22 protein-coding genes are annotated in these 22,446 nt (G+C 75.0%); 12 read left to right on the plus strand and 10 right to left on the minus strand.

The features are described 5' to 3' along the window. Positions 1–84 precede the first annotated feature (84 nt). The gene (locus tag P3H78_RS11020; RefSeq protein WP_276108695.1) at positions 85–1,092 is read right to left on the minus strand and encodes an NAD-dependent epimerase/dehydratase family protein; all 1,008 of its coding nucleotides are present in this window, start codon (positions 1,090–1,092) and stop codon (positions 85–87) included. 118 nt (positions 1,093–1,210) lie between these two features. After that, positions 1,211–1,645 carry an Hsp20/alpha crystallin family protein gene (locus tag P3H78_RS11025; protein ID WP_276108696.1) on the minus strand — a complete coding sequence of 145 codons (435 nt, stop codon included), beginning with the start codon at positions 1,643–1,645 and terminating at the stop codon, positions 1,211–1,213. Between the two features lie 298 nt (positions 1,646–1,943). Between P3H78_RS11025 and acsA the strand changes: the two genes are divergently transcribed. The 10 genes from acsA (at position 1,944) to P3H78_RS11075 (ending at position 12,517) form a co-directional block, all read left to right on the plus strand. Next, positions 1,944–3,746, plus strand: a complete 1,803-nt coding sequence (acsA, locus tag P3H78_RS11030) for an acetate--CoA ligase (RefSeq protein ID WP_276108697.1) — start codon at positions 1,944–1,946, stop codon at positions 3,744–3,746. After that, positions 3,743–4,849 (plus strand): pyruvate dehydrogenase (acetyl-transferring) E1 component subunit alpha, encoded by a 1,107-nt coding sequence (gene pdhA / locus P3H78_RS11035; protein ID WP_438827944.1) that lies wholly within the window; start codon positions 3,743–3,745, stop codon positions 4,847–4,849. Before acsA ends, pdhA begins: the two co-directional genes overlap by 4 nt. Next, a complete protein-coding gene (locus tag P3H78_RS11040) occupies positions 4,846–5,931 on the plus strand; it encodes an alpha-ketoacid dehydrogenase subunit beta (protein ID WP_276108698.1) in 1,086 nt (361 codons plus the stop codon). Before pdhA ends, P3H78_RS11040 begins: the two co-directional genes overlap by 4 nt. A 1-nt stretch (position 5,932) precedes the next feature. Then, entirely contained in the window at positions 5,933–7,717 is a 1,785-nt protein-coding gene (locus P3H78_RS11045) for a dihydrolipoamide acetyltransferase family protein (protein ID WP_276108699.1), read from the plus strand. A gap of 52 nt (positions 7,718–7,769) precedes the next feature. Then, on the plus strand, positions 7,770–8,024 hold the full coding sequence (locus P3H78_RS11050) for an acyl carrier protein (protein ID WP_276108700.1): 255 nt from the start codon (positions 7,770–7,772) through the stop codon (positions 8,022–8,024). A gap of 141 nt (positions 8,025–8,165) precedes the next feature. Continuing rightward, on the plus strand, positions 8,166–10,004 hold the full coding sequence (locus P3H78_RS11055; protein WP_438827945.1) for a GAF domain-containing sensor histidine kinase: 1,839 nt from the start codon (positions 8,166–8,168) through the stop codon (positions 10,002–10,004). A 193-nt stretch (positions 10,005–10,197) separates the two neighbouring features. After that, on the plus strand, positions 10,198–10,476 hold the full coding sequence (locus tag P3H78_RS11060; RefSeq protein WP_276108804.1) for a hypothetical protein: 279 nt from the start codon (positions 10,198–10,200) through the stop codon (positions 10,474–10,476). 46 nt (positions 10,477–10,522) lie between these two features. Beyond that, complete coding sequence (locus P3H78_RS11065) at positions 10,523–10,741, plus strand: hypothetical protein (RefSeq protein WP_276108701.1); 219 nt, start codon at positions 10,523–10,525, stop codon at positions 10,739–10,741. A gap of 94 nt (positions 10,742–10,835) precedes the next feature. After that, positions 10,836–11,552 carry a helix-turn-helix transcriptional regulator gene (locus tag P3H78_RS11070; protein WP_276108702.1) on the plus strand — a complete coding sequence of 239 codons (717 nt, stop codon included), beginning with the start codon at positions 10,836–10,838 and terminating at the stop codon, positions 11,550–11,552. Continuing rightward, entirely contained in the window at positions 11,549–12,517 is a 969-nt protein-coding gene (locus tag P3H78_RS11075; protein ID WP_276108703.1) for a pyridoxal-phosphate dependent enzyme, read from the plus strand. The genes P3H78_RS11070 and P3H78_RS11075 overlap by 4 nt, the downstream gene beginning before the upstream one ends. A gap of 66 nt (positions 12,518–12,583) precedes the next feature. Here the strand turns inward: P3H78_RS11075 and P3H78_RS11080 are convergent, their stop codons facing one another. The 7 genes from P3H78_RS11080 to P3H78_RS11110 all read right to left on the minus strand — a co-directional run bounded on the left by P3H78_RS11080 (position 12,584) and on the right by P3H78_RS11110 (position 18,956). Next, positions 12,584–13,048, minus strand: a complete 465-nt coding sequence (locus tag P3H78_RS11080) for a hypothetical protein (protein ID WP_276108704.1) — start codon at positions 13,046–13,048, stop codon at positions 12,584–12,586. 87 nt (positions 13,049–13,135) lie between these two features. Further along, on the minus strand, positions 13,136–13,360 hold the full coding sequence (locus P3H78_RS11085) for a hypothetical protein (protein WP_276108705.1): 225 nt from the start codon (positions 13,358–13,360) through the stop codon (positions 13,136–13,138). Between the two features lie 180 nt (positions 13,361–13,540). Further along, on the minus strand, positions 13,541–14,779 hold the full coding sequence (locus P3H78_RS11090; protein WP_276108706.1) for a cytochrome P450: 1,239 nt from the start codon (positions 14,777–14,779) through the stop codon (positions 13,541–13,543). A 51-nt stretch (positions 14,780–14,830) separates the two neighbouring features. Next, entirely contained in the window at positions 14,831–16,225 is a 1,395-nt protein-coding gene (locus P3H78_RS11095) for an NAD(P)/FAD-dependent oxidoreductase (protein WP_276108707.1), read from the minus strand. Beyond that, positions 16,215–16,442: a ferredoxin gene (locus P3H78_RS11100; protein WP_276108708.1), complete on the minus strand. Its 228-nt coding sequence runs from the start codon at positions 16,440–16,442 to the stop codon at positions 16,215–16,217. Before P3H78_RS11100 ends, P3H78_RS11095 begins: the two co-directional genes overlap by 11 nt. 163 nt (positions 16,443–16,605) lie before the next feature. Further along, complete coding sequence (locus P3H78_RS11105; protein WP_276108709.1) at positions 16,606–17,304, minus strand: hypothetical protein; 699 nt, start codon at positions 17,302–17,304, stop codon at positions 16,606–16,608. After that, entirely contained in the window at positions 17,301–18,956 is a 1,656-nt protein-coding gene (locus P3H78_RS11110; RefSeq protein ID WP_276108710.1) for a multicopper oxidase family protein, read from the minus strand. The genes P3H78_RS11105 and P3H78_RS11110 overlap by 4 nt, the downstream gene beginning before the upstream one ends. 435 nt (positions 18,957–19,391) lie before the next feature. On the opposite strand from P3H78_RS11110, the gene P3H78_RS11115 reads away from it, so the two are divergent. Beyond that, positions 19,392–21,506: a DUF1996 domain-containing protein gene (locus tag P3H78_RS11115; RefSeq protein ID WP_276108805.1), complete on the plus strand. Its 2,115-nt coding sequence runs from the start codon at positions 19,392–19,394 to the stop codon at positions 21,504–21,506. A 47-nt stretch (positions 21,507–21,553) separates the two neighbouring features. Here P3H78_RS11115 and P3H78_RS11120 read toward each other — a convergent pair whose 3' ends face one another. Then, entirely contained in the window at positions 21,554–21,709 is a 156-nt protein-coding gene (locus P3H78_RS11120) for a hypothetical protein (RefSeq protein WP_276108711.1), read from the minus strand. Between the two features lie 252 nt (positions 21,710–21,961). Between P3H78_RS11120 and P3H78_RS11125 the strand changes: the two genes are divergently transcribed. Continuing rightward, on the plus strand, positions 21,962–22,423 hold the full coding sequence (locus tag P3H78_RS11125; protein WP_276108712.1) for a hypothetical protein: 462 nt from the start codon (positions 21,962–21,964) through the stop codon (positions 22,421–22,423). Positions 22,424–22,446 lie beyond the last annotated feature (23 nt).

Raw genomic sequence — 22,446 nt, forward strand, 5'->3', positions numbered from 1 at the left:
GCCGCACAACGACCGCCCAGCCCCCCGTCGCTCGCCGACCGGGCCCCCGCCCGGTCGGTCCCCGTTCCGTCGGCTCCCGCCCGGTCAGGTCCCCGTCGGAGCCGGACCCGCCGTCGCGAACTCGCGCATGCCCGCCGTGAAGTGGATCGTGGGCCGCCAGCCGAGGGCGGCCCGCAGGCGGGCGGAGTCGGCGGTGATGTGGCGGACGTCGCCGAGCCGGTACTCGCCGGTGACGACGGGCTCCGGGCCGCCGTACGCCGCGGCCAGCGCCCGCGCCATCCCGCCCACCGTGTGCGGCTCGCCGCTGCCGGTGTTGTACACGGTCAGCGAGCCGGCCGCCGCGTCCGCCTCCAGGGCGGCGGCGACCGCCGCGGCCACGTCCCGCACGTGCACGAAGTCCCGCCGCTGCCGGCCGTCCTCGAAGACGCGCGGAGCCTCGCCGCGGGCCAGCGCGGAGCGGAAGAAGGAGGCGACGCCCGCGTAGGGCGTGTCCCGGGGCATCCGCGGTCCGTACACGTTGTGGTAGCGCAGCGAGACCGCGGAACCGCCGGTTGCCCGGGCCCACGCCGAGGCCAGGTGCTCCTGGGCCAGCTTGGTCGCGGCGTACACGTTACGCGGATCGGTGGGTGCGTCCTCGCCGACCAGGCCGGGCACCAGCTCGCCGGTGCAGTCCGGGCAGACCGGCTCGAACCGGCCCGCCGCCAGGTCCCGCTCGGCCCGCGGCCCCGGACGCACCACCCCGTGCCGCGGGCAGGTGTAGCGCCCCTCGCCGTACACGACCATGGACCCGGCCAGGACCAGGTGCCGTACACCCGCCTCCGCCATCGCCGAGAGCAGGACGGCGGTGCCGAGGTCGTTGCGGGAGACGTACTCCGCCGCGTCGGCGACCCCGTCGCCGAGGCCGACCTGCGCGGCCTGGTGGCACACGGCGCCCACCCCGGACAGCGCGCGGGCGACCGCCTCCGGGTCGCGCACGTCCGCACCCGCGCCGGCGCGCACGTCGAACACCACCGGTTCGTGCCCGCGTGCGGCGAGCGCGTCGACGACATGGGACCCGATGAACCCGGCACCGCCGGTGACCAGTACACGCATGCGCCCACGCTAGGCCGCGGACGGCCCGGAACCCCGCGCGCGACCCCGGCCCGTCACACCTCCGTAAGGCCTCACGGCCCCGGACGGCGGCATCGGGGATGCCGATCCCGCGGCGCGGTCACTCCTTGTGCCGGATCGGGATGCTGTGCTCCTCAGCGGCGTCCTCCGCGGGCATCGGGAACCTCACCGTGAGGATGCCGTCCTCGTAGGCGGCGTGGATGTCCTTGTCCGCCGTGCCCCGCGGCAGTGCCAGGGAGCGGGCGAAGGACCCGTAGCGGAACTCGGAACGCTGCTTCTCCTCGATCTGTTCGCTGTGCTCGGCGCGGATGGTCAGCACGCCGTCCGCGACGGAGACCTCGATGTCCTGCTCGGGATCCATCCCCGGCAACTCGGCGCGCACCAGGTGCTCGCCGCTCTGGTCGAGTTCCTCGATACGGATGGCGTGCGTTCCGCTTCCCACCTTCCCGGAGAGCCAGGAGGGGATCCACGAATCGTCGAACCAGTCGAAGATGTCCGGCAGCGGCCGGTGTCGACGAGTGGGCGTCTCAGGCATGGCCGCATCCTTCCGTCGGTCTTCCCTGCCTCTCTCCACGCTCGGCACCGCGCGCGCCGGGCCATAGGGCCGTACGTCCCTCGGCGGCCGCTGGTCGACCCCGGCCACCGCCCCGCACCGGAACGGAGCCGTCCGGCACGGGCCCGGGGACGTTCGGCCCAGTGCGGCCGGCGGGGCCCCGGCAGAGGGTCGAAGCAGGCACGGCCACCGCGCCGCGCCGACCCACCCGGCAGGCCCGTACGGCGGGCAGGCGCGCGGGGAGGCAAGGGGGACGCAGACCCGGCCGAAGGGGGCCGACATGCCCGGCGAGACGATCCGCAAGGACACCCCGCCCCGGGTCCCGCCCCACCTGGACGACTACGACGAGGCCTGCGCGTCCTTCTCGTGGGAGCAGGCCCGCTCCCGGCTCCAGGGACTGCCCGGCGGTCGCGGGCTGAACCTCGCCCACGAGGCCGTCGACCGGCACGCCGCGACGGACCGCGCCACGGCCGTGGCGCTGCGCTGCGTCCGGCGCGACGACACCGTGACCACCCTGACCTACGGCGACCTGTCCCGGGCCACCTCCCGCTTCGCCCACGTGCTGCGCACTCTCGGCGTGGGCCGCGGCGAGCGCGTCGCCACCCTGCTGGGCCGCTGCCCCGAGCTGTACACGGCGGTCCTCGGCACGCTGAAGAACACCGGCGTCGTGTGCCCGCTGTTCTCTGCCTTCGGCCCGGACCCGGTGGCCCAGCGGCTGCGGCTGAGCGACGCCCGGGTCCTGGTGACCACCGCGGAGCTCTACCGGCGCAAGGTCGCCGGGCGGCGCACCCGGCTCCCCGGCCTGCGCCACGTGCTGATCGTCGGCGACCCCGCGGACACGCCGCAGGGCACGCTCTCCCTCACCGCGCTCACGGACCGCGCCGCCGACGACTTCACCATCCCGCCCACCGCGCCCGGCGACATGGCCCTGCTGCACTTCACCAGCGGCACCACGGGCACCCCCAAGGGCGCCGTCCACGTCCACGAGGCGGCCGTCGCCCACTGGACGAGCGCGTACTACGCCCTCGACCTGCGCCCCGACGACGTGTTCTGGTGCACCGCCGACCCGGGCTGGGTCACCGGCATGTCGTACGGGATCCTCGCCCCGCTGCTGCACGGCGCGACCGTCGTGGCCGACGAGGGCGACTACGACGCCCGCCGCTGGTACCGGATCCTCGCCCAACGGCGCGTCACCGTCTGGTACACCGCACCGACCGCGCTCCGCATGCTGATGCGCACCACACCGCGGACCGGCCCGTACGACCTGCCCGCCTCCTACGACCTGAGCGCACTGCGCCTGGTCGCATCGGTCGGCGAGCCGCTCAACCCGGAAGGCGTGCTGTGGGGGCGGGACGTCCTCGGACTCCCGGTGCACGACACCTGGTGGCAGACCGAGACCGGCGCCATCATGATCGCCAACTTCGCCGCCTGCGACATCCGCCCCGGCTCCATGGGGCGCCCGCTGCCCGGCGTCGAGGCGGCCGTGCTGCGGCGCGGCGAGGACGGCCGCGCCGACACCTCCGGCGGCCGGGTCACCGTGCTGCGCGAGCCCGGCGCGGAGGGCGAACTGGCACTGCGGCCGGGCTGGCCGTCGATGTTCCGCGGCTACCTCCACGACGCCGGGCGCACCGCGGCCGCGTTCGCGGACGGCTGGTACCTCACCGGCGACGTGGTGCGCCGCGACGCGGACGGCTGGTACTGGTTCGTCGGCCGCGCCGACGACGTCGTGAAGTCCGCCGGGCACCTCGTCGGGCCCTTCGAGGTGGAGAGCGCCCTCATGGAGCACCCGGCGGTCGCCGAGGCCGGGGTGATCGGCCGGCCCGACCCCGTCGCCGGGAACGTCGTCAAGGCGTTCGTCACCCTGCGCCCCGGCCACGAACCCACCCCCGAGACCCGGCGCGACCTGCTGGCCTTCGCCCGCCGCCGGCTCGGCCCGGCCGTCGCGCCCCGCGAGATCGACTTCGACCCGCACCTGCCGCACACCCGCAGCGGCAAGGTGATGCGCCGGCTGCTGCGGGCCCGTGAACTCGGCCTGCCCGAGGGCGACCTGTCCGCCCTGGAGAGGACGGAGACACCCGGATGAGCACCACCCGCACCCCTCGGACCACCGGCATCTCCCACACCCCCGGCCCCGCCCACGGCGCCCGCGGTGCGAGCGGGGGCACGGCGCCGGCCCGGTCCCGCCGGCCCGCCCGCGACGACCCGGCACGGCGGAGCGCCGCCCACCGCGCCGCCCTCCTGGAGTCGATGCTCGGCGTCCGCCGGTTCGAGGAGCGCTGCGTGGAGCTGTACAGCGCCGCCCGCATCCGCGGCTTCATGCACCTCTACATCGGCGAGGAGGCCGTGGCCACCGGCGTGTGCGCGGCGCTCACCGAGGACGACGCGGTCGTCTCGACCTACCGCGACCACGGCCACGCACTCGCCCGCGGCATCCCCGCCGAGGCGGTCATGGCCGAGATGTTCGGCCGCGCCACCGGCTGCAGCCGCGGCCGCGGCGGCTCCATGCACCTGTTCGACGCCTCCCGCCGCTTCTACGGCGGCAACGCCATCGTGGCCGGCGGGCTGCCCCTGGCCGCGGGCCTGGCCCTCGCCGACCGCATGACCTCGCGCTCCCGCGTCACCTGCTGCTTCTTCGGCGACGGCGCCTTCGCCGAGGGCGAGTTCCACGAGACCGCCAACCTCGCCGCGCTGTGGCGCCTGCCCGTGCTGTTCGTCTGCGAGAACAACCTGTACGCGATGGGCACCGCCCTGGCCCGCCACCAGGCCCGGACCGACCTCGCCCTGCGCGCCGCCGGATACGGCATGGCCGCCTGGGCGGTCGACGGCATGGACGTCCTCGCCGTCGAGGAGGCCGCCCGGAGCGCGGCCGAGAGCGTGCGCGGCGGAGGCGGTCCGCACTTCCTGGAGATGCGCACCTACCGCTTCCGCGCGCACTCCATGTACGACCCCGACCGCTACCGCGACAAGGCCGAGATCGCGCGCTGGAAGGAGCGCGACCCGATCGACGCCCTCGCCGTCCGGCTGCGAGCCGACGGAACGCTCACCGACCGTGCGTTCGCGGGGATGGAGCGCCGGGTGGCCGGGGGCATCGACCGGGCCGTGGCGGCCGCCGAGGCCGCCCCGGAGGAGCCGCCCGAGGACCTGCTCACCTACGTGACCAGCTCCGGGGAGGCGAGCCGGCCATGACCGCGGTCACCGCACGCCCGGCCACCGTGCCCCCGGCCACCGCGTCCCGGACCACCTACCGGGAGGCGATGCGCGAGGCCCTGCGCGAGGCGCTGCGCGCCGACGACCGGGTCTTCCTGATGGGGGAGGACGTGGGACGCTACGGCGGCTGCTTCGGCGTCAGCCTCGGCCTCCTGGAGGAGTTCGGGCCCGAACGCGTCCGGGACGCCCCGCTGTCGGAGTCCGCGTTCGTCGGCGCCGGCATCGGCGCGGCCCTGGCCGGGATGCGGCCCGTCGTCGAGATCATGACCGTCAACTTCAGCCTGCTCGCCCTGGACCAGATCCTCAACAACGCGGCGACCCTGCTGCACATGTCCGGCGGCCAGCTCCCGGTCCCGCTCGTCGTCCGCATGACCACCGGGGCCGGACGGCAGCTCGCCGCCCAGCACTCGCACAGCCTGGAGGGCTGGTACGCGCACATCCCCGGCCTGCGGGTCCTCGCCCCGGCCACCGTCGCGGACGCCCGCCACATGCTCGCCCCGGCGCTCGCCGACCCCGACCCGGTGATCATCTTCGAGCACGGCGCGCTCTACGGCACCTCCGGCGACCTGCCGGCGGACCCCGCCCCCGCCGCCGACCTCGACCACGCCGCCGTACGCCGGCCCGGCACCGACGTCTCCCTCGTCACGTACGGCGGCTCGCTCCCCAAGGCCCTGGCCGCCGCCGACGCCCTGGCGGAGCACGGCGTCAGCGCCGAGGTCGTCGACCTGCGCACCCTGCGCCCGCTCGACGACGCCACCGTCGGCGGCTCCGTGGCCCGCACCCACCGTGCGGTCGTCGTGGACGAGGGGTGGCGCACCGGCAGCCTCTCCGCGGAGATCTCCGCGCGGCTGACCGAGCGCCACTTCTACGACCTCGACGCGCCCGTCGAGCGGGTGTGCAGCGCCGAGGTGCCCGTGCCGTACGCGCACCGGCTGGAGGAGGCCGCCCTGCCGCAGGTCGCCGGCATCGTCGCGGCGGCGCGCCGGACACTGGGCCCCGACGTCCTCCCGGCGCCCGGTGCCGACGGCGCACAGGCGCCGGGCGCCGGGGGAGCGGGCTGAGATGGCCGAGTTCACCATGCCCTCCCTCGGCGCCGACATGGACGAGGGACGGCTGCTGGAGTGGCTGGTCGGCCCCGGGGACCGGGTGTCCCGGGGGGACGTGGTCGCCGTCGTCGAGACGGACAAGGCGGCGGTCGAGGTCGAGTGCTTCGCCACGGGCACCGTGGGGCGGCTGCTCGTCGAGCCCGGCACGCGCGTCCCCGTGGGCACCCCGCTGGCCCTCATCGAGCCCACGGCCCCGGCCACGGCACCCGGCCCGGCCGCAGCCCCTGCCACGTCCCCCGCCACGTCCCCCGCCACGTCCCCCGGCCCGGCCCCCGCACCCGCCCCGGCGGCCGCGGACGGCACCGCCGCCCCGTCCCACCGCCCGGCCGCTCCCCGTGCCGAGCCGCCCCGCCACCGCCGACCGGCCCCGGCCCACCGTCGCCGGACGCCCCCCGGGGCCGTCCCTGAGACCCCGGCACCCGCGGAACCCCCGGCAGCCGCCCCGTCCGGCACCGCGAGGCCCGCCCCGGCCTCCCGACCCCACGCACCGTCCACCGAGCCCCCCACTCCGCCCGCGGAGCCGAGGCCCGCACGGGAGCCCGCATCGGGGGCTCCCGGGCAGCCCCTCCTCGCACCCGTCCCGACCGGCCGGCGCCCCGCCCGGGAACCCGCCGTCTCCGGCGAAGGGCCCCCGGCCGCCCTCGCCCACCCCGCCCGCCGCCGGCCCCTCCCCTCCGACCGGGCCGCGGACCTGCACGAACCCGAGGAGGCGGCGACCCCCACCGCGGGACCGCTCGTGCGGCATCTCGCCGACGTGCGGGGCATCGACCTCGCGTCCGTGCGCGGCAGCGGCCGCGGCGGGCGGATCACACGCGCCGACGTCGAGCACGCCGTCCCCCGCGGGGTGGCCCGGCCGCGGGTCACCCCGTACGCGCGGCGGCTCGCCCGGGACCTCGGGGTCGACCCGCGCCGCGTGCACGGCACCGGCGACGGCGGGGCGGTCCGCGCGGCGGACGTCCGCGCGGCCGCCGCGGCCCGTGCCCGCACGGAGCCGCGCGCACCCGTGGAGCGGGAGGCGCCGCCGGCCGGCGGCCCGGAGCCGCCCCCGCCCTCCCGAGGACGCCCCGCGGAGGACCGGGCCGCGGGAATGCGGCAGGCCCTGGCCGCGCTGATGAGCCGCGCCAAGCGGGAGATCCCGCACTACTACCTGTCCACCACCGTCGACATGGCCGCCGCCGAGGCCTGGCTGCACCGGCGCAACCGCGGCCGCCCGCCCTCCGACCGCCTGGTCGACTCGGCCCTGCTGCTGAAGGCGGCCGCCACCGCGCTCCGGGAGGTGCCCGCGCTCAACGGCCACTGGCGGGACGGCGGGTTCGTCCCCGGCACCGGCGTCCACCTGGGCGTGGCGGTGTCCCTGCGCGGCGGCGGGCTGCTGGCGCCCGTGATCCACGACGCGGACGCCCTCCCGGTGGCCGACCTCATGGCCGTCCTCCGGGACCTGGTGCGCCGGGCCCGGCTCGGCCGGCTGCGCGGCAGCGAGCTGACCGGCGCCACGTTCACCGTCACCAGTCTCGGCGAGCAGGGCGTGGAGGCCGTGTTCGGGGTGATCCACCCGCCCCAGGTGGCGCTGGCCGGTTTCGGGACGGTCGTGGAGCGGCCCTGGGCGGTCGGTGGGCTGCTCGGCGTCCGGCCCGTGGTCACCGCGACCCTGTCCGCGGACCACCGGGCCACGGACGGCGCCGTCGGCGCCCGCTACCTCGGGGCCGTCGGCCGGCTGCTGCAGGACCCCGAGGAGCTGTGAGAACCGAGGAGCCCGGAGAACCCGAGGAGCCGTGAGAGGAGCCGTGAGGCGTATGACCTCGCTGGACAGCGCACAGGCACTGGCAATGGTGCAGGAGTCGGTCACCCGGATCGTCCCGGACGCGGACTTCACGACGGTCGGCCCGGAGGACCGGCTGCGCGACGTGCTGGAGCTCGATTCGCTGGACTTCCTCAGCCTGGTGGAGCTGCTGTCGGAGCGCACGGGCCTGGACATCGACGAGGACGACTATCCCGAACTCGCCACCCTCGCCGGGACGGTGCGGTTCCTCGTGGAGCGGACCCGGTAGGCCCGCGCCACCGCGGCCGGCCCGTCCGGGCCCGCCTCCGTCCGCCCTCGTGAGGCCCCGCCGCGCCGGACCGCCGGGCCGACAGTTTGCGGCCTCGGCGGCACAGTGGTGTTGTCGAGGGTAGGCCGTTCGGAGACGTCGATGGCCTCGGACACAGCGACCACGAAGAGGGTGGCTGCGGTGAATGACCGACCGTGCGCGGGAGGCGAGGGCGCCGTTCCGAACCTGCGGCTGGACGCGCTGCTCAGCGAACTCCAGGAGCATGTGCAGCGTGTGCGCGGCAGCCGGGACCGCATGCAGACGCTGCTGGACGCCGTCATGGCCGTCGGCGGCGACCTGGACCTGGCCGATCTGCTCCAGCGGATCGTGCAGTCCGCGGTCGACCTGGTGGACGCCGAGTACGGCGCCCTCGGCGTCGTCGGCGAGGAGAGCCGCATCACGCAGTTCGTCACCGTCGGCATGGACGGGCCCGCCATCGCCCGGATCGGCCACTACCCGCAGGGCCGGGGCATCCTCGGCCTGCTGATCCGCGATCCCCGCTCGCTGCGCCTGGACGACCTCGGCGCCCACCCGGCAGCGGTGGGCTTCCCCGCCGGTCATCCGCCGATGCGCACCTTCCTCGGCGCCCCGGTCCGGGTGCGGGACCGCGTCTTCGGCAACCTCTACCTGACCGACAAGCGCGGCGGGCAGCACTTCGACGCCGACGACGAGTCGGTGCTGCGCAGCCTCGCCGTGGCCGCGGGCGTCGCCATCGACCACGCCCGCCTGTACGACGAGGGCCGCCACCGGGAGCGCCGGCTGGCCGCGGGCGCCGACCTGACCCGCGCCCTGCTCTCGGGCGAGCCCCCGACACGGACCCTGCGGTCCCTGGCCGACACCGTGCGGGAGATGACCGACGCGGACCTGGTGACCCTGGCGCTCCCGGTCGGCGACGGCGGCGGGCTGGTCGTCGAGGCGGCCGCCGGAGCCTGCGCCGACCGGGTGCGCGGCCTGGCCCTGCCCGGAACCACCCTCGCGGCCAAGGTGTTCGCGACGGGGGAGAGCATCAGCAGCGAGGCGATCAGCAGCGATCCCCGCTCCTCGGGCGGCAGCGCCTCCGTCGTCCCGCTCGGGCCCGCCTTCTTCGTCCCGGTCGGCGGCCGCAAGCGGGTGCTGGGCGTGCTCCAGGTGGCCAACGCCCCCGGCGGCCCGCCGTTCGACGACGCCGTGCTGGAGATGGTGCGCGCCTTCTCCGACCAGGCCGCGCTGGCCCTGGAGGTCGCCGAGCACCGCCGGGACGCCGAGCAGCTCGCCCTGCTGGGCGACCGCGACCGCATCGCCCGTGACCTGCACGACCTGGTCATCCAGCGGCTGTTCGCGGACGGGCTGACCCTGCAGGCCACGCTCGGGCACGTCACGGACCGGCCGCGGGTCGCGGAGCGCGTCCAGCGGGTCGTGGACGACCTCGACGACACCATCAAGGTCATCCGCACCACCATCTTCGGCCTCCAGCACCCCGAACGCTCCGGCGGCGGCGTCGGGCTGCGCGCCCGCCTGGTCGCCGTCACCGAGGAGGCCGCCGCCACCCTCGGCTTCACCCCGGCGCTGCGCATGACGGGCCTGCTGGACACCGCCGTTCCCGCGCGGTACGCCGACCACCTGCTGGCCGTCCTGCGGGAGGCGCTGTCCAACGCGGCCCGGCACGCCCACGCCGGAGCGGTCGAGGTCGGCGCCGAGGTGGCGGACGGCACGCTGCGGCTGACCGTGGCCGACGACGGCCGCGGCATCGACCTCGCCGTGCCGCGCCGCAGCGGCCTGGCCAATCTGCGCAGCCGCGCCGAGGAACTGGGTGGCGAGCTGGACGTCTCCCCTCAGCGCCCCTCGGGCACCCTCCTGCGCTGGACCGTGCCGCTGCCCGCACCGGCCGCCGACCCGGAGGACCAGGAGGACACGCACGATCCGTCCGGACCGGCCGGTCCGGACGGCACGGCCCGGAGCTGACACGGCCGCCGCCCGCCGGGACCAGTGGCCCCCGGGAGGCAGGGACCGCCGACCCAGGCCGCCGCGTCCGAGTTGAGGCACCATCGAACGAAGACGTCGAACAGCGAACGGGGACCGCGAGCGCCGCGGCAGGATCGCACTTCGTCCTGGCCGTGCCACCTCCGAGAAGTGCCCGAAAGGACGGCTGATGGCCATGGCCTGGGCTTCGTGGACCACGACGGGGGTTTACGCCGGTCGGGGAGGCGCCCGCACCGACGAGGCCGGCATCCTGACCGGCGATCTGACCGTGCACACCACCTGGGACGGCCGCGAGGCCGACATCACCGTCCAGTACAGCGGCACCTCCCAGTGGTTCACCCTCACCGGCAGCCCGGTGTCCTGCCCGTCGGAGCGGGAGAGCCGGAACCTGCACCAGGGCGTGGTCGAGGCCGTGCGGGCGGGTGGCGGAGCCACGGTCCCGCTGGACCGCTGACCGGGACCGCCGGCGGTCGGGCCGGGCACACCGGGAGGAGACGACGGTGACCGCATCACGGGCGGGCGACGGGCCGGGCGGCGCAGCCGGCTGCGGTGCCCGCCTGCCGTCCCACCGCCCCACGGGGAGCGCGGCCGCGCAGCCCGCCCCCGGCACCGGGCGCCGCCGCGGCCGCGGACGGGACGCCGCCGTGGCCTGGCTGCGGGTGTCCCGGACCGAGTGGCGGCCCGTCGAGACCGTCCTGGTCCGCCGGCTGCTCGTCTGAACCCCACCCTTTGGATTCTCCGTCCAATGGGTTAGATTCTCCGTACAGATCCTTCGAGACGCTCCGTACGGGGACCGCGGGTTCGGGAGGACATGTGACGGCCGACGAGCCGGACCTGATCATCGCCGCGCTGACCCCGGTCGTCGACGGCATCGCCGCCACCCTCGGCTCGTTCTGCGAGGTCGTCGTCCACGACTTCCGCCGGCCGGGGAACTCCGTGGTCGCCCTCGCCGGCTCGGTGACCGGGCGCCGGGTCGGCAGCTCGATGAGCGGGATCGGCAGGGGCCTGCTGGCCCGCGGGGACGCGGCGCAGGACGAGCTGAACCACACGACCCGCATCGGGAACGGGAAGCTCGTCCGGTCCTCGACGATGCTGCTGCGCGACTCCACCGGATCGGTCTTCGGCGCGCTGTGCGTCAACGTCGACATCACCGCGGTCGGCCAGGCGCACGCCCTGCTCGGCGAACTCGCCGGAGCGGGACCGGCCGCCGGGCCGGCCACCACCTCGTTCGGCGGCGACATCGCCTCCGTGGTGGACGCGATCGTCGACGCCCACCAGCTGCGGCAGCACAAGCAGTGGTCCGCGCTCGGGCGCGGGGAGCGCCTCGCGCTGTTCCGCAGCCTCGACGAGAGCGGCGTCTTCGCGGTCCGCGGCGCCGCCCAGCAGGTCGCCGAACGCCTCGGCATCTCCCGCGCCTCCGCCTACAGCTACCTCGCCCGGGCGCGCAGTGCGACCGGCACGTCCGACGAACCCGGCCCGGCCGGCGGCACCCGGCCCGCCGCACCCGGCCAGAACGGAGCACCGGCATGACCGCCACCCCGCCCGTCACCCTCGACGACGTCCGCGACGCCGCGGCGCAGATCAAGGGCGTGGCCCACCGCACCCCCGTGCTGCGCTCGCGGACCCTGGACGCCCTGGTCGGGGCCGAGGTCTTCGTCAAGTGCGAGAACTTCCAGCGGATCGGGGCCTTCAAGTTCCGCGGCGCGTACAACGCCGCGTCCCGGCTTCCCGCGGACCGGCTGGCCAAGGGCATCGCCGCGTACTCCTCCGGCAACCACGCGCAGGCGGTGGCGCTCTCCGCCCGCGAACTGGGCACCAGTGCGGTCATCCTGATGCCGGAGGACACCCCGGAGTCCAAGCGGCGCGCGACGGCCGGGTACGGGGCCGAGGTCGTCACCTACGACCGCTACACCGGCGACCGGGTCGCCATCGGGGAGGCGCTCGCCGCCGACCGCGGCCTGGCGCTCATCCCGCCGTACGAGCATCCGCACGTCATCGCCGGACAGGGCACGGCCGCCCTGGAACTCCTGGAGGAGGCCGGGGAGCTGGACGCGCTGGTGGCGCCGGTCGGCGGGGGCGGGCTGATGGCGGGCTGCGCCACGGCCGCCAAGGGCCTGCAGCCCGCGATACGGGTCGTCGGCGTGGAACCGGAGGCCGGCGACGACACCCGGCGCTCGCTGGAGGCCGGCCACCGGGTCTCCGTTCCGGTGCCGCGCACCATCGCCGACGGCCAGGCCGCCGACATCCCCGGCGAGCTCACCTTCTCCGTGAACCGCAGGCTGGTGGACGACATCGCCCTGGTCGGCGACGACGACATCCGCGCGGCCATGCGGTTCGCCTTCGAGCGCATGAAGATCGTCCTGGAGCCGAGCGGGGCCAGCGCCCTGGCCGCGCTGCTGGCCGGGAAGGCCGGCCCGCTCCCGGCCCGGGTCGGGGTGGTCCTGTCGGGCGGCAACATCGACGTCGCCCGGTTCACCGGGATCCTCGGCGGCTGACCCGCGCGGGCAGGCGCGCGGAGAGGGCGGGCCGCGCCGGTCGCGTGCCCGCCCGTCCGCCGGGTGTCAGTTCCAGAGCTGGTAGTTCACGACGTGCTGGTACCCCTCGGGCCGGCCGTCGGTGAAGACCAGGCTCAGCCGGGTGTAGTGCCGCAGCGCCGGGTCCTTCGCCCAGGGTCGTGCCCGGTCGAGCCGCACGATCACGGGGTACGAGCGGAACGTGCCCGCAGCGCAGTACGGCTTGCAGTCGTTGACGTAGTTGAGGCCGCGGGCTGTCGCCGACTGCGATCCCCACCGGTTCCAGTGCAGTGCGGCGAGGCGGCTGTTGCCGTCACCGCAGGCGAGGATGAACGCGTCGGGCCGCTGCTGCGGCTTCCACTGGCAGGTCACGAGTACGGGCCTGCGGTCCGGCTGCCTCGCGGCCCGGTCCGCCTGCGGTGCCGCGGGGGCGGCGGAGGCCGTGCCCGCCATGGCGGCGAGCAACGTGGCGGCACAGAGTGTGACCGCTGTCCTCACGGTGTGTCTGCGCATGTCAGCTCCCGGTAGCCGTCGCCTGACTTTGTAATGACGCTACGGCCGTTCAGCGGGCCCCACCACTCGTACGGCGCAGGGCCCTGGTCAGGCATGGTGCGGTGCGGGCCGTGCGGTCCGCACGGGGCGGAACGGGGCGGGTTCGGGCGGAGGGTCCTCGCCGCCGGTCTCCGGCTGGCAGGTCTCGCACAGTTCGTGCTCTCCGTCACGGGTGATGACGGTTCCCCAGCCCAGGCACTGCCCGCAGTCGCGGGCGAGGCTCAGTTCGGCATGGGGAGGCGGGGTGGGGCTGTGGTGGGCTCCGTACGCCATGTGCGGGCGGCTCCTCGAAGTCGCGAAGGGGATACGCACCATTTTGTCTGTTTTTTCTAAGATGTCCAGAGGTTTCCCGCTGTCAATCGAAGGTGCGCCCTCCGTGGGGCCTGCCGAAGCGCGCCGGCCGCACCGCCCGCCGGGGGCCGTGCGGCCGGCGCACCGCCGCGTGCACCCGCCCTACGGCCGTACGCCGCCGATGGCGAGCGGGAGGTGGCGCGGGCCGCGCAGCACCGCGTTCTGCCGGTAGGGCGGCGGGTCCTGGAGCAGGCGGGGGCTGTCCAGCCGGCGGGCCAGCTCCGCCAGTGCGATCTGCGTCTCCAGCCGGGCCAGCGGGGCGCCGAAGCAGCTGTGGATGCCGCTGCCGAAGCCCAGGTGCTCGATGTCCGGGCGGTCCGGGTCGAACCGGTCGGGGTCCGTGAAGCGCTCCGGGTCCCGGTTGCCCGAGGCGAGGACGAGCCAGATGCGCGATCCCTTCGGGATCGTCGTCCCGCGCAGCTCGATGTCCGCGATGCAGGTGCGCTGCGGCACCAGCTGCACCGGCGGTTCGAAGCGCAGCAGCTCCTCCACGATTCTGACGGACAGTCCGGGGTCCTCCCGCAGCCGCTGCAGGATCTCCGGATTGCGCAGCAGTGTGAGCATGCCGTTGGTGATCAGGTTGACCGTCGTCTCGTGACCGGCGATCAGCAGCAGCACCGCCGTGCTGAGGACCTCCATCATCGACAGCGTGCCGTCCGCGCCCTGACTGGTCGCCAGGTCGGACAGCATGTCGTCCTGCGGTTCCTTGGTGCGCTGCTCCACCAGACCCGCCAGGTACATGCCCAGCTGCATCCGCGCATCCTGCGCGGCCTTCTGGAACTCGGTGTCCGCGCTGCGCCGGGTGTCCGGGTCCAGGCTGGCCACCAGCGGGTCCACCCAGGTCCGGAAGCGCGGCTCGTCCTCGCGGGGCACCCCGAGGAGCCGGCAGATCACCGTCACCGGGAACGGGTAGGCGAACTGGTCCACCAGATCGATCTCACGGGCGTCGCCGAGCCCGTCGATCAGCTCGGTGACGATCCGGGACAGCTCGCCGCGCATCGAGTCGATCCGGCGCGGGCAGTGCGGCGGCCCGAAGGAACTGTTGGCGATCCGCCGCAGACGGTCGTGCTCCGGCGGGTCGAGCCGGATGAAGCTCGGTGGCAGCCCCGTCGAGTCCGGCCCCGTCAGCTCGTCGTCCCCGGCCGCCGCCAGGTTGGCCGCGTCGGAGCTGATCCGGGGGTCGTGGAGCAGGTGGAGGATGTCGTAGTACGAGCCGATGACGTAGGCGCCGCCCTCCTCCTCGTGCAGCACCGGCGTCTTGCGGAGCTCCGCGTAGATCGGATAGGGGTCGGCGCGGTTGGCGTAGTCGGTGATCTGGCCCAGGAGCGAGGATTGCGTCATCAGGGGTCCTTGGGGCGTGGGTCCGGGGAGGGTGCGGGCGGCCGGGGCCGCTCAGGGGTGGGCGGGGGTGAAGACCAGCTGCCGGTCGCCCGGCGAGTAGCCGCTCAGGGTGACCGTCGGACCGTGCGTCGGCAGGGACGGGTCGGGGAAGTCGGCCGGGACCGGCTGCCGGCCCTCGGGGCGTCGGTCCACCGTCTCGAACTCCGGCGGGAAGGGGGCGCCCGTCTCGATCAGCCGCTGGTAGAACTCCAGCCACCGCGTGTTGTCGAAGCTCACCGCGGCGATGACCCGCCCCTGGTACCCGTACACCCCGGTGAACCGGCGCTCGGCCAGCGACCCCTGGGTGATCATGATCTCGTCGCCCATCGACGGCACCCCGACGGACTTGATGTTCACACCGAACTGCGAGGACCAGAAGGCGGGCACCCACATGTGCGGACGCCGGTCGGCGCCGGCGCTGATCATGTTGTGCGCGGCGACCTCCGCCTGCGCCACCGCGTTGCCCCAGTGCTCCAGGGACAGGAACTGGTAGCCGAACAGCGGGTTGGGGGAGCGGGCGACGTCCCCGGCCGCGTAGACGTCGTCGGTGACGATGCCCCGGAAGTCGAAGGCACGGCAGCCCGCGTCGCAGGCGATGCCGCGCGGGCCCGCGCCGAGGCCGGAGCCGGCCAGCCACTCGGTGTTGCGGGTCGCACCCAGCGACACCACCACGACGTCCGTCTCGACGACGCTGCCGTCGGACAGGTGCGCGGCCCGCACCCGGCCCGTCGAGTCGCCCTCCAGGCCGGTCACCATCACCCCGGTGCGCAGGTCCACGCCGTTCTCGCGCTGCATGTCCGCCGCGACCGCGCCCACCACCCCGCCCAGCGCGCCCACCAGCGGCGCGTCCGCGCGCTCCGCCACGGTGACCTCGATGCCCTGGTCCCGGCAGGCGGACGCGATCTCCGACCCGGTGAACCCGGCGCCGATGACGAACACCCGGCGCGGCCCGATCTTCATCCGCCGCTCCAGCTTCACGGCGTCGTCGCGGGTCCGCAGCACGAACACCCCGTCGAGCTGGGCCTCCGCCTCCTTCGGCCAGGGACGGGCGCGCACCCCGGTCGCGATCAGCAGGCGGTCGTAGGGCACCTCCCCGCCGTCGGCCAGACGCACGCGCCGACCCGCCATGTCGAGCCCGCTCGCCGCCACCCCGAGCCGCCAGGTCGCGTCGACCGCCCGCAACCGGGGCAGCTCGGTGTGGTCCGCGGACGCCTTGCCGAGCAGCACCGCCTTGGACAGCGGCGGCCGGTCGTAGGGCTCGTAGGGCTCGTCGCCGATCAGGGTGAGCGAACCGCCGAAGCCCTCGGCGCGCAGCGTCTCGGCCGCCCGCAGGCCCGCCAGCGAGGCACCCACGATGACGATGCGGCCCTCGCGCCGCAGCCGCTCCAGCGAGTCCTCACCGGGCATCGGACACCTCCGGGAGGGGCTCGGTGTTCAGTCCCTCGGCCGTGATCGCCTGCACCGGGCAGGCGGCCACCGCGCGGGCCACCTTCTCGCGCTGCGCCTCGTCGGCCCGCGGGCTGTAGACGAGCGACTCCTCGCCGTGCATGGTGAACACGTCCGGGGCGAGGAACGCGCACTGCGCGTACCCCTGGCACTTGTTGAGATCGACGACAAGCCTCATCCCACGCTCCGCTCCGCTTCGGCGGCCAGGTCCGCGGGCGCCGTGCGCGACGGCGCCCCCGGACGGCGGTCATCTCCCCCGTGCCAGCATCCGAGCGGGGCCGGGCATCCCGCGCGCCGGAGCACGCCGAAGGGGTGACCCGGGCTCCCGGCCCGCGCCGCCCTCACGCCGGAACCGCGGCGGCACGCGCCCCGCCGCGGCCGCCGGCCACGAGGATGTACACGCTCAGCACGAACGCCCAGGCCGGGAACACCAGCTCGGACCACGGCACGTCGGCCGCCACGAACAGCAGCACCAGCCCGGACACGAACCCCAGCAGGCTCAGCCAGCGCGGCAGGATGCCCAGCCGGTGCCCGATCGTGGACGTGGAGAAGGTGAACACCGCGGCCATCCGCATGGCGTACCCCATCATCAGCGTGTACGCGTAGTGCCGGCCGAAGTCCCAGGTGGGCAGGGAGGGGGCGCTGCCGGCCGGATGCGCGGTGGCCAGCACGGCCCCGGCCGCGGCGGCCGCCCCGTACATCGTCGCCACGAAGACCAGACCGCTGCCGAGGAACACCGTGGCGAGGAACTTGTCCTCCGCCTCCCCGACCCGGGCCCGCACCACGCCGACGAACCACAGGAAGAAGATCCCGGCGAACGGCACCAGCGCCAGCGCCGTCCGTACCGCGCTGCGCCGCGTGGAGTCCGTGAAGCCGCCCGCGGTGACGGCCGCCGCTCCGGACGGCAGCCCCAGCCGCATCAGCACGATCGCCCCCGACAGCAGCAGCGCGAACAGGACCCCGGCGAGCCCGGCGGCCCGCGGGGTCTGCAGCGCGTGCTCCGCCGGCCCGTGCGGGGGCTCCGCCGCAACCGGTCTCACGTGCGGTAGCCGAGGACGGTCATCATGCCGGACTCCGAGTGGTACTGGTTGTGGCAGTGCAGCATCCACAGGCCCGGGTTGTCGGCGAAGAAGTCGACCACCACCTTGTGGTGCGGGAGCACCACGGTGGTGTCCTTGCGGGTTCCGAGGCCGTCGATGCCGGTGAGTGCGAAGGTGTGGCCGTGCAGGTGGATGGGATGCCACATGTCGGTGGCGTTGATGAAGGAGAGCCGCACCCGCTCGCCCTGGTAGATCCCGTGGCGCCGCTCCAGCGAGTACGGCCGGTGGTCGAAGCTCCAGTCGAAGTTCTTCATCCCGCCGGTCAGCCGGATCCGGATCTCGCGGTCGGGCTCGCCGTCGACGAAGGCCACCGAATCCTCCGGCACGAGCCGCCGTGCGGGCACGACGCGCCCGTCCAGCTCGTCCGGCCACACCTCGGGTGAAGGAACGTTCTTGCTGTTGCCCGTGCGCAGCAGGGCCATCGCCGTGGCCTGCTTGCCCTCGGCGACGGCGACGAGCGGGAAGACCCCGTCCTGCGCGGTGACGATCACGTCGTAGCGCTCGGCCATGCCGATCAGCAGCGCGTCCGTGCTCCGGTGCTCGACCGGGTAGCCGTCCGTGTGCGTGATCGTCATCGGGTGGTCGCCCAGCGCCAGCCGGTACGCGGTGTCGGCCGCGGCGTTGATGATGCGCAGCCGGATGCGGTCCCCGGGGCGGGCCCTGAAGACCGAGGGGGCGTGCGCCCGGCGCCCGTTGATGAGGTGGTAGGGGTAGTCGACGTTGCCCCCCATGCCGTGCAGGATCCGGCTGTGGGCGTGGTGCATGATCCGGGAGGGGCCGTGCGCGGGGCGGGCCGGGCCGTACGCGCCGGAGCCGCTGTGCGCGGGCCCCTCGCCCATGTCCATGTCCATCCCGCCCATTCCGCCGCCACCGAGCTGGGAGAGCACGTCGTCCGGGGTGGAGCCGCGCACCCCGTCCAGCCAGTCGTCCAGGACGACGACCCACTCCTTGTCGTAGGACAGCGGCTCCCTGGGGTCCTCCACGATCAGCGGCGCGTACAGGCCGCGGTCCAGTTGCATGCCGACGTGCGAGTGCAGCCAGTAGGTGCCGGGATGGGTCACCGTGAAGCGGTAGCGGAAGTCCGTGCCGGGCCGGATGGCGTCCTGGGTGAGGCCCGGGACGCCGTCCATGTCGCAGCGCATGCGCACACCGTGCGAGTGCAGCGTCGTCGCCAGCGGCAGCCGGTTGGCGAGCGTCAGGTCGAGGACCTCGCCCGCGGTGATCCGGACCTCCCTGCCGGGCAGCGAGTCCCCGTAGGCCCAGGACCGGTAGGTCCGCCCGCCGCCGAGGTCGACGGTCGTCGGGGCGGCGGTGAGCCGGAAGCGGCGCACCCGGCCCGCACCCCGCTCGCGCTCGACGGCGAGCACCTCGGGGTCGGACGGGTTCACGTACCCCTTCGGGCCCTTGGGGACGAAGGGGCGGCCGCCGTTGCCGACGGGGCCGCCTTCCGGTGCCGCGCCCGAGCTCGGCGTGGCCCCCGGATGCGTCCGGGTCTCCCCGTCCGGCCCGGACCCGGAGCAGGCCGCCAGGGCACCCGAGCCGACGGCCAGGAGCGAGGCACTGAGCAAGCTACGCCGCGTATATGTGTGCATGACTGAATAACACACGTTCCGCGCCGTAATGTCCTACAACCGCATCGGCGCGTCCAGCGGTATCGGCTGCCTGACTTTGTGAGTTCTTGACGTAAATGCCCCGATCTGCGGCCGCATGGGCGACGACTCGCCCCCCACACGGGCGAACACCCCGCCCTCCGCGAGTCGGCGGGGGCCCTCTCGTCCAGGCGGGTGATCATCTCCCGCGCGCCCGACCCGGTGCGGGGTGCCCCCGACGGGCTGCCGGGGTGTCACGGACCGTGGGATCCCTGTGAATTCGCGCGGCGATTGAACGCCGTGGCGCCCAACTCCGTATGGGGACGGGGGAATCCCGTGCCCGGCCTGCCACGACCGCGTAGGAGTAGTGCCTTGAGACGCAACACGCGCAGACGACCCACCGCCCCACGGCGCGCCACCTTCGCGGCCGTCGCGCTGATGCTCGGCGGCGGCGGACTGCTCGCCGCCAACGTCTACGCCTCGGCGACCGAGGGCCCCTGGTCCGGGCGGACCGACCGGGCCGCGGCCGGGCAGGGCTGGAGCGCGACCGGCACCACGATCGACTGCCCGGACGTCGGTACCCGGCTGACCGACGTGCCCGAGGGCGCGCGGGCGGAGGTCGACGGGCAACTGGCCGTACTGGACCAGCAGATCGCCCGCGCCTACCAGCAGATGCAGGGTGCCGCGGCGGCCGGGCAGCAGGACGCCGGCGCCGTGCAGAGCGGTGTCATGGACCCGCTGAAGGAGCGGCGGACTGCGACCCTCGGACGGATCGCGGACGCGATGGACCACGCGGGACACCGCCCGGACGGACTCGACGGCCTCGCGGCCTGCACCCTGCGCACCCCCACCGACCAGGGAGGCGGGAGCGGGCAGCCGGGGCAGGAGCAGGGCCAGGACGGGAGCTCGGGGCAGGGCACGGGCGCGGGCGGTGGCCGGCAGGGGCAGACGGGACCGCAGGGCGGGGCGGGCGGCAACGGAGGGCAGGCCGGGAACGGGCCGGTGGCCGCGGACTACGCGGACATCACCACCGTGCAGCCCGACGCGCAGCGCCCGCCCCAGCAGGACGGCGCCTCCACCGGCACCTTCAGCTCCAGCTGCGGCGTGAACGCGAACGGCCTCTTCAACTCGGACAACGTGATCGTGGCCCCCGGCGTCGCCAACGGTGCCCACCACTTCCACGACTACGTCGGCAACCAGTCCAACACCGCCTTCGCCGGCGACGACGACCTCGCGAAGGCCGACACCAGCTGCGCGGACAAGGGCGACCGGTCCACGTACTACTGGCCGGTGCTGCGGCTGCAGAACGGCACCCGGGAGCGCGACGCCGACGCGCCCGGCGGTGGCACCGAGGGGAACGCGGGGCGGATCGTGACGCCGAAGCAGGTGACCCTCACCTTCGAGGGCAGCCCGCACGGCCGGGTGACCGCCATGCCGCGGCTGCTGCGCATCATCACCGGCGACGCGAAGGCCTTCGTCAACGGCCCCGCCAACGCCAACGCCTCCTGGAGCTGCACCGGCTTCGAGGACCGGCAGCTCAAGGACAAGTACCCGCTGTGCCCGCAGGGCAGCGACGTCGTGCGCACCTTCCGCTTCCAGAGCTGCTGGGACGGCCGCAACATCGACAGCGCCAACCACCGCACCCACGTCGCCTTCGCCGCCGCCGACGGCACCTGCCCGGCCGGCTTCGAGGCCATTCCGCAGCTGGTGCAGCGCATCGTCTACGCGGTCGCGGCGCCGAGCCTGCAGGACGGCGGCCGGACGACGCCGCTGTTCGCCGTCGACTCCTTCCCCGAGCAGCTGCACAAGCCGGTCACGGACCACGGTGACTTCATCAACGTGTTCGACGCGAGCCTGATGCGGGAGATGGTGGACTGCATCAACGGCGGCCGGCACTGCGGCGCCGGGGCCGGCCAGGACCCCGGCGGGCAGCCCGAGCCGTCGCAGTCGGCGCAGGACCCCCGGCCGTCGCCGTCGCAGAGCGCCGCCACACCGCAGGACCCGCCGGCCGCGACCGGTCGGCCGCAGCAGCCGGGGCCGTCCCGGCAGCCCACCACGGTTCCCGGTGACGGCAACGGCGGTACGGCCGGGGGCACGCACGACGGTGGAAACGGCGGCGCCCAGGGCGGCGGGAGCACCGGCAGGGGCGCCGGAACGGGAGACGGCGGCGGTGGTGCGGGCTCCGGCGGAGCCCCGGCGCGCGGGACCGCCGGGCCCACGGCCGGGCCGGGCGACCGCGGTGCGCCGTCGCTCCTCGCCACCGTCCGGCCCGAGTCCGGGACGGGGGCCGGCGCCGGATCGCGGTCCGGGCGCGGCGGCGGAGCGTCGCCGAGTGCGGCAGCCGGTTCCGGCGGCAGTTCCGTGGGCACCCCCACGCAGACGCCGCCGCCCGCCGAAGGCTCCGGCGTGCCCGGCAACGGGACCGCTCCGCAGACGGCCGGGAGCGGCAGCCTCGCCGAGACGGGCGCCCAGCTGTGGCCGGCCGCGGCCGGTGCGGTCCTGCTGATCGCCGGGTTCCTGCTGCTGCGCCGGGTCCGGCGTGACGGAGTGTGACGAGGTCCGGCCCTCGGCGGCGGGACTCCGGGTCCCGCCGCCGAGGTTCACCGGGCGGCCGTCCTGCGGGCGTTGTTGTACAGGCGCAGCAGATGCTTGGCCACCGGGCACGGCACGGTGTCCACGTGGCACTGGCGGCACGAGCCCATGTGCTGGTCGTAGTCGGCACGCGCTTGCTGCAGGGCATCGCCTTGAGACGGCATCGGAATTCCTCGCACGGGGTGATGAAGGCAGGCGGAGTGCCCGGCTTGTGTGGAGGGAGCACCCACTGATGAAAAGTTGATCATGTTACTTGCGGTAGTGGTTAGTGCCCGCCGGGTGCCCCGCCGCTCACTCCGCGGCGGCAGTCGTACAACCCCCGGGACGTCTCGGACGTCGAACCGGATGCAGGGGACCAATCAGGCGTTCCCGTGCATTCCGGCTGACGTTCCCGCATCGATCGACGGGGGATCACCATGCGCACCACCCGCACCTTCTGCCGCCCCGGCACGGCCGTGGCCCTCACCGCGCTGCTCGCGACCGGCCTCGGCGCCGGTGTCGCCGGGGCCTCGCCCGCACGGCCGGCCGCCCACGCCGTCCCGGCGCAGACGCGGCAGATCGCGTCCGCGGTCCTCGGCGGCGACTACCGGATCACGCTCACCGCGGTGCGGTCCGCCGACGACGAGTACGCGGCCTCCGTCCGGCTCCGGGTGTACCGGTACACCGGCGGCGCCTGGAAGGAGTCCGACCGGGCGACCGTGGGCGGCCCCGACGCCTGGTTCTGGTACCCGCTGACCGGCGGGGGCGCGGTCTGCCGCTTCTCCACGGCCTCCACCGGCCGGGCACCCGTCGAGGTCAGCCTCCTGGTCACCCCGTCCCTCGGCTGCTCACCGACGCACCACTACGTCGTCGAGGACGGGCACATCCTCGCCGGCTGACCGCACGGCACGGGGTCCCGCCC

Source organism: Streptomyces tropicalis, from assembly GCF_029269835.1.
Classification (GTDB): Bacteria; Actinomycetota; Actinomycetes; order Streptomycetales; family Streptomycetaceae; genus Streptomyces; species Streptomyces tropicalis.

What these genes read in the sequence shown, in the direction of transcription:
- P3H78_RS11020 (WP_276108695.1), bottom strand. Translation starts at nt 1,092, where the DNA reads ATGCGTGTACTGGTCACCGGCGGTGCCGGGTTCATCGGGTCCCATGTC.
- P3H78_RS11025 (WP_276108696.1), bottom strand. Translation starts at nt 1,645, where the DNA reads ATGCCTGAGACGCCCACTCGTCGACACCGGCCGCTGCCGGACATCTTC.
- acsA (WP_276108697.1), top strand. Translation starts at nt 1,944, where the DNA reads ATGCCCGGCGAGACGATCCGCAAGGACACCCCGCCCCGGGTCCCGCCC.
- pdhA (WP_438827944.1), top strand. Translation starts at nt 3,743, where the DNA reads ATGAGCACCACCCGCACCCCTCGGACCACCGGCATCTCCCACACCCCC.
- P3H78_RS11040 (WP_276108698.1), top strand. Translation starts at nt 4,846, where the DNA reads ATGACCGCGGTCACCGCACGCCCGGCCACCGTGCCCCCGGCCACCGCG.
- P3H78_RS11045 (WP_276108699.1), top strand. Translation starts at nt 5,933, where the DNA reads ATGGCCGAGTTCACCATGCCCTCCCTCGGCGCCGACATGGACGAGGGA.
- P3H78_RS11050 (WP_276108700.1), top strand. Translation starts at nt 7,770, where the DNA reads ATGACCTCGCTGGACAGCGCACAGGCACTGGCAATGGTGCAGGAGTCG.
- P3H78_RS11055 (WP_438827945.1), top strand. Translation starts at nt 8,166, where the DNA reads ATGGCCTCGGACACAGCGACCACGAAGAGGGTGGCTGCGGTGAATGAC.
- P3H78_RS11060 (WP_276108804.1), top strand. Translation starts at nt 10,198, where the DNA reads ATGGCCTGGGCTTCGTGGACCACGACGGGGGTTTACGCCGGTCGGGGA.
- P3H78_RS11075 (WP_276108703.1), top strand. Translation starts at nt 11,549, where the DNA reads ATGACCGCCACCCCGCCCGTCACCCTCGACGACGTCCGCGACGCCGCG.
- P3H78_RS11080 (WP_276108704.1), bottom strand. Translation starts at nt 13,048, where the DNA reads ATGCGCAGACACACCGTGAGGACAGCGGTCACACTCTGTGCCGCCACG.
- P3H78_RS11085 (WP_276108705.1), bottom strand. Translation starts at nt 13,360, where the DNA reads ATGGCGTACGGAGCCCACCACAGCCCCACCCCGCCTCCCCATGCCGAA.
- P3H78_RS11090 (WP_276108706.1), bottom strand. Translation starts at nt 14,779, where the DNA reads ATGACGCAATCCTCGCTCCTGGGCCAGATCACCGACTACGCCAACCGC.
- P3H78_RS11095 (WP_276108707.1), bottom strand. Translation starts at nt 16,225, where the DNA reads ATGCCCGGTGAGGACTCGCTGGAGCGGCTGCGGCGCGAGGGCCGCATC.
- P3H78_RS11100 (WP_276108708.1), bottom strand. Translation starts at nt 16,442, where the DNA reads ATGAGGCTTGTCGTCGATCTCAACAAGTGCCAGGGGTACGCGCAGTGC.
- P3H78_RS11110 (WP_276108710.1), bottom strand. Translation starts at nt 18,956, where the DNA reads ATGCACACATATACGCGGCGTAGCTTGCTCAGTGCCTCGCTCCTGGCC.
- P3H78_RS11115 (WP_276108805.1), top strand. Translation starts at nt 19,392, where the DNA reads ATGCTCGGCGGCGGCGGACTGCTCGCCGCCAACGTCTACGCCTCGGCG.
- P3H78_RS11120 (WP_276108711.1), bottom strand. Translation starts at nt 21,709, where the DNA reads ATGCCGTCTCAAGGCGATGCCCTGCAGCAAGCGCGTGCCGACTACGAC.
- P3H78_RS11125 (WP_276108712.1), top strand. Translation starts at nt 21,962, where the DNA reads ATGCGCACCACCCGCACCTTCTGCCGCCCCGGCACGGCCGTGGCCCTC.